Below are 9,104 nucleotides of genomic sequence, written 5' to 3'. Positions count from 1 at the left end.
TGAGGAAACTTTTGCGGGGCTGCCACGGCTCAGGGGCTGTTGCACTATGGCCGCCTGTCTGACGCCTGGAGACGCCACGATGCCGCGCCTGAAACCCCTCGCCGCCCTCGGTCTGCTCGCCCTGTTCGGCTACCAGCACAGCTTCGCCGAAGACCGGCAACTGAGCTCCGAGCTGGGGCCGCTGAACGTTCACACCGTCGCCGAAGGTCTGGCCAATCCCTGGGCCGTCGCCTTCCTGCCGGATGGCCAGGGTTTCCTGGTCAGCGAGCGGCCAGGAGCCTTGCGCCGGGTAAGTGCCGAGGGCGAGGTTTCGCCGCCGCTGCGCGGTGTGCCCAGGGTCTTCGCCGTCGGCCAGGGCGGCTTGCTCGACGTGGTGCTGTCGCCTGATTTCGCCGAAGACCGCCTGGTCTATCTGTCCTATGCCGAGCAAGGCGACGGCGCTGCGGGTACGGCTGTAGGGCGTGGCAAGCTGTCGGCCGATGCCACGGCGTTGGAAGGCTTCGAGGTGATCTTCCGCCAGCAACCGAAGCTGTCCAGCGGCACGCACTTTGGCTCGCGGCTGGTGTTCGACCGCGATGGCCATCTGTTCATCGCCCTGGGCGACAACAACAATCGCCCCACCGCGCAGGACCTCGACAAGCTGCAGGGCAAGCTGGTGCGCATCTTCCCGGACGGGCGCATCCCCGAGGACAACCCCTTCGTCAGCCGTGACGGCGCGCGTGAGGAAATCTGGTCCTACGGTCACCGCAACCAGCAGGGCGCGGCGCTCAATCCCTGGAGTGGCCGCCTGTGGACCCACGAGCATGGCCCGCGTGGTGGCGACGAAATCAACGTTCCTGAAGCGGGCAAGAACTATGGCTGGCCGCTGGCGACGCACGGGGTGAACTATTCGATGCTGGCGATTCCCGAGGCCAAGGGCGAAACGCTGGAAGGCACCGAGCCGCCGCATCACGTCTGGGAAAAATCACCGGCGATCAGCGGCATGGCCTTCTACGATGCCGAGCGTTTCCCGGCCTGGCAGCACAACCTGTTCATCGGCGCGCTGTCCGGCCAGGCGCTGATTCGCCTGCAGCTCGATGGCGACACGATCGTGCATGAGGAACGTTTGCTGGAGTCACTGAACGCACGGGTACGCGACGTACGGCAAGGGCCGGACGGCTATGTCTATGTGCTGACGGATGCGCCGAAAGGGCAGTTGCTGCGCCTGGGGCTGGCGAGCGAGTAGTTATGAGGGGGGGGGCTGGGTGCGCGATGCGCACCCGAGGCGATCACTTCTTGCTGATGGTGATCTGGCGCGTGCCGCCGTAAGTCTGGCCGCTGACGCCCTTGGCGATCTGCTGGATCTCGCCACCGCCCTGCAGGAAGGCAGCAATCTGCGCCTCGATGGACTCGCGGGTTTCCACGGCAGGGGCGGGTTTGCTGACTTTGCTGGAGGAGGACTTCACGCGCAGGGTGGCCATGACCTTGATCTCTTTCAGATGGGCGGCCGGCCATTATGCCTGAAGCAGCCCCTTTCTGCTTGGTTAATCGCCGTGATGAATAGCGTAACGCTGCCTCTCACCCACTTTTCGCAGCAACTTATGGCTTGTTTCCCAGGCACTTATGCCACCAATCGACCGGCCGTCGTTTTGCCACGCGGCCAGCCCGGTCGCGCGTCAACTCGGGTAGAATGGCCGGCTGTTTTGGTGAGGTGAAACGCGATGGCCTTGATTGGGCGGATGAATTCTTTGCAGGTGGTCAAGCACACCGACTTCGGTCTGTACCTGGACGGTGGTGCGGATGGTGAAATCCTCCTGCCCAAGCGCTACATCCCCAAGGATACACCGAGCGAAGTCGATGACTGGCTCAACGTGTTCCTCTACCTCGATAGCGAAGACAAGCTGATCGCCACCACCCTGAAACCGAAGATCCAGCTCGGCGAGTTCGCCAGCCTCAAGGTGGTGGATATCAACCGCGTCGGCCTGTTCTTCGACTGGGGCCTGCCCAAGGACCTGCTGCTGCCGCATTCCGAAGAGAAGCGTCCGCTGCAGATCGGCGACTACTGCGTGATCTACCTCTACCTGGACAAGCGCACCCGCCGCCTTACCGCCACTGCACGCCTGGACCGCCACCTGGACAAGGTGCCGGCCAATTACCAGGTCGGCCAGGAAGTCGACCTGCTGGTAGTCGAGCGTACCGATCTCGGTTTCAAGGCCATCATCGACGGCAAGCATTGGGGCCTGATCCACAAGAACGAGCTGTTCAAGTTCATCCGCAGCGGCATGCGCGAGAAGGGCTACATCAAGGAGCTGCGCGCCGATGGCAAGATCAGCCTGAGCCTGCAGCCCATCGGTCACGAAGCCGCCAGTGGCCTGGCCGAGCAGATCATCGAACGACTGCGCGCGCAGGGCGGTGTGCTGGCGCTGGGTGACAAGAGCCCGCCGGAACTGATCTCCGAGCACTTCCGGGTCAGCAAGGGCAACTTCAAGAAGGCCATTGGCGGCCTCTACAAGCAGGGGTTGATTCGCATCCACGACGACCGCATCGAACTGCTCGACAGCTGACCTCACAGCGACTTGAGCGCGAGCGTGGCAACTCGCATAATGCCGTCGTTTTCCCGCCGGTGTAGCTCAGTCGGTAGAGCAGCGCACTCGTAACGCGAAGGTCGTAGGTTCGATTCCTATCTCCGGCACCATGTCCAGCAAAGGGTCAGCTTCGGCTGACCCTTTGTCGTATCAGCGCTGAAAATTCCCTCGCGCTGTTGTCCAACCCGGTGTGATGATGGTTTTCGGCTCAGGCGCGTGACGTCTGGCCCTGACTCGCAGGGGAGGTGCTCATGTTCATTCGTTCGCTTGTACTGATTCTGGCTGCGTCGTTCGCCGGCGCTGCGTTCGCCGATCAGCCGCAGACCATTCGCGTCATTCCCAAGAGCTACGTCAGCCCCGGCGCCAGTGGCAGCGTCTCGGGTTCGTCGAGTTATCAGCAGCACAATCTCTACGGTGGGCAGCGTCTGCCGCAGGGCAGCGTGCGTCAGGAAAGCAGCTATGGCAGCCATTCCAGCGAAAGCCGTGGTGGCATTCGGCAGAGCATCGAATATCCGGGCGGGCTGATCATCGAGCGCCAGCCGGGCAGTGGCAGTTATCAGCAGCAGCGCAGCCGCTGACGCCTCAGTGGCTGGTGGCAGTCTTGTTCGGGCTGCTCGGGGCATCGGCGATCACCGCGCGATTGCGCCCCTCGCTCTTGGCGCGATACAGGCACTCATCGGCGCGCTGCAGCCAGCTTTCCCAATGCTCGCCACTGTGCAGAATGGCGCCGCCGATGGAGACGGTCACCGCGCCGCCCGGGCTTTTCAGCTCCTGCGCGACCCAGCTGAGCAGATTCTGCGCCGCGGCCTGCAGGCCCGCCAGCTCGGTATTGGGCAGCAACAGGAGAAACTCCTCGCCACCAAAGCGGAACAAGCGATCTTCCTTGCGTGAACAGCGCTTGATCAGCTCGACGAAGGCCACCAGCACCTGGTCGCCAACGTGATGGCCGAAGCGGTCGTTGATCTGCTTGAAGTGATCCAGATCCATTACCAGCAGGCCGTAGCTGTCGCTGTGGCGGCGATGGCTGGCCATGGCGATCTTCAGTTCTTCGTTCATCGCCCGGCGGTTGCGTGCGCCGGTCAGCGGGTCATGAATGGCCAGCAGTTGCAACTGGTCGCGTTGGTTGCGGGTGCGGAAGGCGAAGATGAAGCTGAGCACGCTGGCCATCATGCAGGTGACCAGGAACGACACCATCTGGTAGTGGCTTTCGAACACGCTGCCGGGTACCAGCAGGGCATGGCTGACCAGGCTGACCAGCACCAGCGCAGTGGCCAGCAGGGCCTTGCCGGGGGTGACCATGAAGAAGTTGAAGAGGATCAGCGGGTAGATCCAGAACAGGCCGTTGACCCCCAGGTTGATGGCGATCAGCGTGGCGCCGACAGAGAACACGGCCGCCAGGTAGATACCGGGTTTGACCGTGTCGCGGGTGACCCAGGCATAGAGCACGGCGAACAGCGTGGACAGAACGATGATGGTGTCGGCAATGCCGACCAGATAGTTGCCATTTAGCAGGCGGTAGACGGCATAGGGCGAGATGCCGATGACACCGAACAGACCCATCAGGGTGATGATCGACAGCTGGAAATCGTTGCGCAGGCGCTTCAGCAAACGAGCGGTCTGGGTAGCCATAGCGTTTCTTTTCGTTGTTATGGGGCAAGCATGCAGAGCTTTGACCGCGTATGGCAAGGGGCATTCCTGAGCAAAGTGCCAGTATTTTTGCCCAGGGCGACAGGCTGTTCAGTGGATGCGCAGCGAGATGAGCGATTTGGTGCGCTGATAGCGGGTCAGCCGTTCGGCCAGCGCGGCCGGCAGGCTTTGACAGTCCTCGAAGCCCAGGCGCCGATAGAAGCTGCGCAGCTCGGGATGGCAGAACAGCCAGACGGGTTCGGGATGCAGCGCCAGGCTGTGATCGAGCAGCGCCGCCGCCACGCCTTGACGTCGCCGTGCAGGGGCGACGAACAGGCCGGTCAGCCAGTGCCCGCCCGCCAGTGGGCGCAGGCCGAGGGCGGCAACGATCTCGCTGGAGCTTTGCGCCACCCACAGTTCGTCCCCTGCCTGGCTGCGCATCGGCGAGCGGTGATCGCGGTAGAACTTGTCGACCAGAGGGCGCAACTGCAGGGGCAGATGGCGAAAGTGCGGTGTGATCATGGATTCAGTGGCGGCTTGTTTGGCCATGGCATTTTGGTTAACGGTTACGCATTTACGACCTGGCGGGCGGTGACAGCCCGTTCGCGTCGCCGCATCATGGACAATCGCATTTTGCTCGAGGATTCGCCGCGTGTCTCAGCCTTTCCCCGTATCCGTGGTGTTCGCTGCGCAGAGCGTTGCCGGCCAGGTACGCACGCACAACGAGGATGCCCTGGTCTGCCGTCCCGATCTGCGGCTGTGGGCGCTGGCCGATGGCATGGGCGGGCACGAGCGTGGCGAGGTGGCCAGTGCCCTGGCGCTGGAGGAACTGGTCGGCGCCGTGCAACAGGGCGCGCCGTTGCCGGCAGCGGTGCATGCCGCCCATCGGGCAATCGCAGCGGCGGCGCAACCGGCTGCGGACGAGGCCGGCATGGGCAGCACCCTGGTTGCCGTGCGCCTGGACGGGGATGAGTTCGAGCTGGCCTGGGTCGGCGACAGCCGCGCCTATCGCATCGGCAGCGAACATATCGAGCAACTCAGTCACGACCACAGCTGGGTCCAGGCCATGGTCGACGCCGGCCAGATGAGCGCCGAGGAGGCGCGTGAGCACCCGCGTCGCAACGTGATTCTGCAGTGCCTGGGACAGGTCGGGCAGGTGCCTGATGTCGGTTTGCTGCGCGCCCGGCTGGCGTCGGACGAACTGCTGCTGCTGTGCAGCGACGGGCTGACCAGCGAGCTGGACGACGCCGTTATCCAGCGCTGTTGCGCCGAAGCGGCCACGCTGGAGACGATGGTCGAGCAACTGGTGGGGCTGGCTAATAGCCATGGCGGCAGAGACAATATCAGCTGCATCGTCCTGGGCCTCGGCCCGGCTGCCGAACCGCGCGAAGCACCGCCCCCCGGGCTGCTGCGCAAGCTGTTCAAGTCCCTTCAACCCTGAGTGCCAGTCGAGCCGCATGAGCCAGCCTTCCATCAGCGTACCCGGTTACAGCATTCACCACCGCCTGGGCAAAGGCGGCATGGCCGAGGTCTATCTGGCTACCGAGCAGGCGTTGCAGCGCCAGGTGGCGCTCAAGGTGCTGCTGCATCGTGAGGACGCCGCCTTCACCCAGCGCTTCATCAAGGAAGGCCATACCGTCGCCTCCCTGCAGCATCCTTCGATCATCACCATCTACCGCATCGACCAACTGGATGACGGCCGCCACTTTCTCGCCATGGAATACCTGGCTGGCGGTGATCTGGCCCAGTACAAGGGCCAGCGCCTGGAGCCGGCGCGTGCGCTGCGCATCGTCCGGCAGATCGCCAGCGCCCTGGCGCTGGTACACGACAAGGGCCTGGTGCACCGCGACATCAAGCCCGGCAACATCCTGTTTCGCGACGATGGCACCGCCGTGCTCAGCGATTTTGGCGTGGCCAAGGAGCTGCAGCTCGACAGCGAGCTGACCCAGTCCGGTATCGCCGTCGGCAGCCCGGCCTACAGCAGCCCCGAGCAGGCGCAGTGTCAGGCGCTGGACGCACGCAGCGACATCTACAGCCTCGGCGTGATCCTGCTGGAGATGCTCAGCGGGCATAACCCCTTTCGCGGCGGCAACTACACCCAGACCCTGATGAACCAGTTGCAGCTGGAGGCGCCGCCGCTACCGGAACCGCTGGGTGAGTTGCAGTGGCTGCTCGACCGCATGCTGGCCAAGGACCCGGAAGATCGTTTCGCCGACTGCCACGTACTGCTGGCCAGCCTCGATCAGCTGCAGGATGCCGAGCAGGACCAGACCCGCCTGAGCCCGGCCGTCAGCCTGCCGCCTCGTCGATCCCGGCGGCGCTGGCTGCCCTGGGCCGTGCTCGGTCTGTTGTTGCTCGGCATGGGCAGCGCGGGCGGCTACTACTGGCAACTGCAGCAGCGCATCGCCGGGCTGCTCGCGCTGGCTGAAACGCGCCTGAGCGAGGGGCGTCTGCTGACCCCCGGCGCAGGACAACGCCGACTACTATTTTCGCCAGACGCTGGCCCTGGACGCAGACAACCAGCAGGCCAGCGACGGCCTGCAGCGCGTGCTGCAGGCACGCATCCAGCAGTATCTCGAGCTGGCCGAGCAACGCCTGGGCGAGGGCTTGCTGATCCTGCCCGAGGACGACAGTGCGGTGCATTACTTTCGCCAGGTGCTCGGCTGGGAGCCTGACAACCTGCTGGCCCTGGCTGGCATCAATCGCGTGGCGCAGCGCTTCATCGAACAGAGCGAGGCGGCCTATGCGCGGCGTGAATACAACCTGGCGCTGGAACAGATCAAGCAGGGCCTCGAGGCAGAGCCCGACAACGAACGGCTGCTGGCCCTCTATGACAGCCACGAGCAGCGCGTGCGCCAGGCGGCGAACCGTCCACGCGGCGCGCAGCCGGCCCAGCAGAACCCGATCAAGCGTCTGCTGAACAACCTATTCGACTGATCCGAGGCGACCACGATGCTCAGACTGCAGTTCCTGGATAACCGCCAAGCGCCGGTCTGGCTGACCGACGAGCGCCTGACCATCGGCCAGGACAGCCGTAACCAACTGGTGCTCGGCGATGCCGGCATCGCCAGCTTCCACGCCGAGATCCGTCAGGATCACGGCTACTACTACCTCAGCGATGCCGGGCAGGGCGCCACCTGGGTCAACGACCAGCGCGTCGGTACCCGGTTTCAGCTGCGCGATGGCGATCGCCTGCGCCTGGGCGCCGTCGAACTGCAGCTGGTCGACCCGGCGAAAAGCGCGGCCAGGCCCGAGGCCGCTGCGCCGCGCTGGTTTCTCCAGGTGATCCAGGGTGAGCACCAGGGACGCAAGTTTCATGTTCACGGCTCGATGACCTTCGGCCGTTCGAGCAAGTGCGAGCTGTGCTTCAGCGATCTGGAACTGTCGCGCCGGCATTGCGAGTTCTTTCTCAAGGACGACGTGCTGGAGGTCAAGGACCTCGCCTCGGCCAACGGCGTGCTGGTCAACCAGCAGAAGGTCAGGACCGCCGTGCTGCAACCGGGCGATCAGTTGAAGATGGGCACGGTGACGCTGCTGGTGATCGGGCCGAAGGTGAACGTGAGTGATGCGCCCGACGAGGATGCCACTCAGTTCATGCGTGTGGCGGACCTGCCGCCTGCGTTGGCTGCCAAGGCGGCTGGCGGCGCCACGCAGATCGCCCCGGTACCGCAGGCGGCGCGCGCCAGTGCCAGGGCTGCGCCAGCGGCGGCCAATCCACTGCGAGCAGCTCAGGCCAAACCCGCGCCCGTTGTCGTGGCGCCTGCGACCAGTGCGGGCAAGCTGTGGCTGGGTGGCATCGTATTGCTGCTGATCGGCGTGGGCCTTGGCGCTGTCGCGGTGCGGCTATTGGGCTGAGCCGGGCGCACCAGCCATTTAGCGTCCAGACTGAGGCGCGCGTCGCCCGACAGAACCGGCATGGCGGGTTGCACCCGCCCTACGGGGTCGCGATCGTGTCGTAGGGCGGGGGCACCCCGCCGTTGTGATCCCGGTGGGTTGGTGCGCACCGAAGCCACCGAGACACGCCACGTCTCAAGCCGGTGTCAGGCGCCGCCGCTCGGCGTGGATTTCCGGCAGGTCGCTGCGGCGCAGGTAAATGCGCAGCGGTTCGCTGAGGTTGACCCGGTCATCGATGCGCTGTTCCTGCAGCCAGGCCAGGCGCTGGCGATCCAGGCGCATCAGTTCGCCTTCGGCGCTGCTCCACACGTACTCGCAGGTTGGGGTGATGGTTTCGGCCGGCACGTCGAGGCCGAAGCTGTCTTCGGAAAAACGCAGCAGGTACTGGCCGGTCTTGGCATTGAAGCCGACGAAGCCCTGCAACTGGTCGGCGGCCTGGCAGATATGGGCGGAGCTGATACTCATGGCAAACCTCGGAGTCCTGTGGGGTTTGCACGCAAAACGAATGGTTCTGGTTATCGGCGCAGCCTAATCGCTGGCATTGTCACCCGCGTTGTCGTGGATCAAGAAACGGCCGGGAGCGGTTTTTGATGTCGCTGGCGACGGCCCTACAGCGATGGCTGGCGTTGCAGGGCCGGCAGCACCTGATCACGCAGCAGCGGTGCCAGGTCATCGGGCAGGGGTAAGGTGGTATCGAGCCAGCGCAGCTCTTCCAGCTCGGCGGCCGGCTGCACCGCGTGGGGCAGGGCGGCGCGATAGATGTCTGCCTGCACCCAGGTGTCGGCCTCGTTGGCGGCGGGCGCCTGGAACTGGCCGAGCGGTCGCAGTGCGCCGGCCTGCAGGTGCAGCTCCAGCTCTTCGAACAGCTCACGCTCGAGCGCCGACAGCGCGTCTTCGCCCGCCTCACGCTTGCCACCTGGCAGCATGAAGAATCGGGTGTTGCGCTTGCGCACGAGCAGCAGGCGACCTCGTGCGTCGAACAGGCAGGCGGCGGCGATATGCAGGGTGGTTGTCATGGGG

The 9,104-nt window shown here is 64.8% G+C and carries 10 protein-coding genes, 1 tRNA gene and 1 pseudogene; 7 read left to right on the top strand and 5 right to left on the bottom strand.

Features of this window, described 5'->3' with window-relative positions:
* Positions 1-79: 79 nt before the first annotated feature.
* On the top strand, positions 80-1,225 hold the full coding sequence (locus tag ACN0X6_RS17700) for a PQQ-dependent sugar dehydrogenase (RefSeq protein WP_417705925.1): 1,146 nt from the start codon (positions 80-82) through the stop codon (positions 1,223-1,225).
* Positions 1,226-1,268: 43 nt separating this feature from the next.
* On the opposite strand, the gene ACN0X6_RS17695 is transcribed toward ACN0X6_RS17700, so the two are convergent.
* Entirely contained in the window at positions 1,269-1,460 is a 192-nt protein-coding gene (locus ACN0X6_RS17695) for a hypothetical protein (RefSeq protein ID WP_003462311.1), read from the bottom strand.
* Between the two features lie 240 nt (positions 1,461-1,700).
* Here ACN0X6_RS17695 and ACN0X6_RS17690 point away from each other — a divergent pair, with 240 nt between their 5' ends.
* The 3 genes from ACN0X6_RS17690 to ACN0X6_RS17680 all read left to right on the top strand — a co-directional run bounded on the left by ACN0X6_RS17690 (position 1,701) and on the right by ACN0X6_RS17680 (position 3,142).
* Positions 1,701-2,543, top strand: a complete 843-nt coding sequence (locus tag ACN0X6_RS17690; protein WP_003462310.1) for a S1 RNA-binding domain-containing protein — start codon at positions 1,701-1,703, stop codon at positions 2,541-2,543.
* Positions 2,544-2,598: 55 nt separating this feature from the next.
* Positions 2,599-2,674 (top strand) — tRNA-Thr (locus ACN0X6_RS17685).
* Between the two features lie 141 nt (positions 2,675-2,815).
* Entirely contained in the window at positions 2,816-3,142 is a 327-nt protein-coding gene (locus ACN0X6_RS17680) for a hypothetical protein (RefSeq protein WP_417705922.1), read from the top strand.
* 4 nt (positions 3,143-3,146) lie between these two features.
* Here ACN0X6_RS17680 and ACN0X6_RS17675 read toward each other — a convergent pair whose 3' ends face one another.
* Together ACN0X6_RS17675 and ACN0X6_RS17670 are read right to left on the bottom strand one after the other, a co-directional pair.
* Positions 3,147-4,193, bottom strand: a complete 1,047-nt coding sequence (locus ACN0X6_RS17675) for a GGDEF domain-containing protein (RefSeq protein WP_417705920.1) — start codon at positions 4,191-4,193, stop codon at positions 3,147-3,149.
* Between the two features lie 108 nt (positions 4,194-4,301).
* On the bottom strand, positions 4,302-4,712 hold the full coding sequence (locus tag ACN0X6_RS17670; protein ID WP_417706077.1) for a GNAT family N-acetyltransferase: 411 nt from the start codon (positions 4,710-4,712) through the stop codon (positions 4,302-4,304).
* A gap of 130 nt (positions 4,713-4,842) precedes the next feature.
* On the opposite strand from ACN0X6_RS17670, the gene ACN0X6_RS17665 reads away from it, so the two are divergent.
* The 3 genes and pseudogenes from ACN0X6_RS17665 (at position 4,843) to ACN0X6_RS17655 (ending at position 8,045) form a co-directional block, all read left to right on the top strand.
* Positions 4,843-5,631, top strand: a complete 789-nt coding sequence (locus tag ACN0X6_RS17665) for a PP2C family protein-serine/threonine phosphatase (protein ID WP_417705918.1) — start codon at positions 4,843-4,845, stop codon at positions 5,629-5,631.
* A gap of 16 nt (positions 5,632-5,647) precedes the next feature.
* Positions 5,648-7,127: pseudogene (locus ACN0X6_RS17660) on the top strand (protein kinase domain-containing protein).
* A gap of 15 nt (positions 7,128-7,142) precedes the next feature.
* Positions 7,143-8,045 (top strand): FHA domain-containing protein, encoded by a 903-nt coding sequence (locus ACN0X6_RS17655; RefSeq protein ID WP_417705916.1) that lies wholly within the window; start codon positions 7,143-7,145, stop codon positions 8,043-8,045.
* Between the two features lie 174 nt (positions 8,046-8,219).
* Here ACN0X6_RS17655 and ACN0X6_RS17650 read toward each other — a convergent pair whose 3' ends face one another.
* Both ACN0X6_RS17650 and ACN0X6_RS17645 read right to left on the bottom strand, forming a co-directional pair.
* A complete protein-coding gene (locus tag ACN0X6_RS17650; protein ID WP_196477062.1) occupies positions 8,220-8,549 on the bottom strand; it encodes a DUF2025 family protein in 330 nt (109 codons plus the stop codon).
* 143 nt (positions 8,550-8,692) lie between these two features.
* Positions 8,693-9,100 (bottom strand): NUDIX hydrolase, encoded by a 408-nt coding sequence (locus ACN0X6_RS17645; RefSeq protein WP_417705914.1) that lies wholly within the window; start codon positions 9,098-9,100, stop codon positions 8,693-8,695.
* Positions 9,101-9,104: the final 4 nt, after the last annotated feature.

This window comes from Pseudomonas sp., assembly GCF_048269965.1.
GTDB lineage: Bacteria > Pseudomonadota > Gammaproteobacteria > Pseudomonadales > Pseudomonadaceae > Aquipseudomonas.
This window is presented reverse-complemented; position numbering and strand designations above follow the sequence as displayed.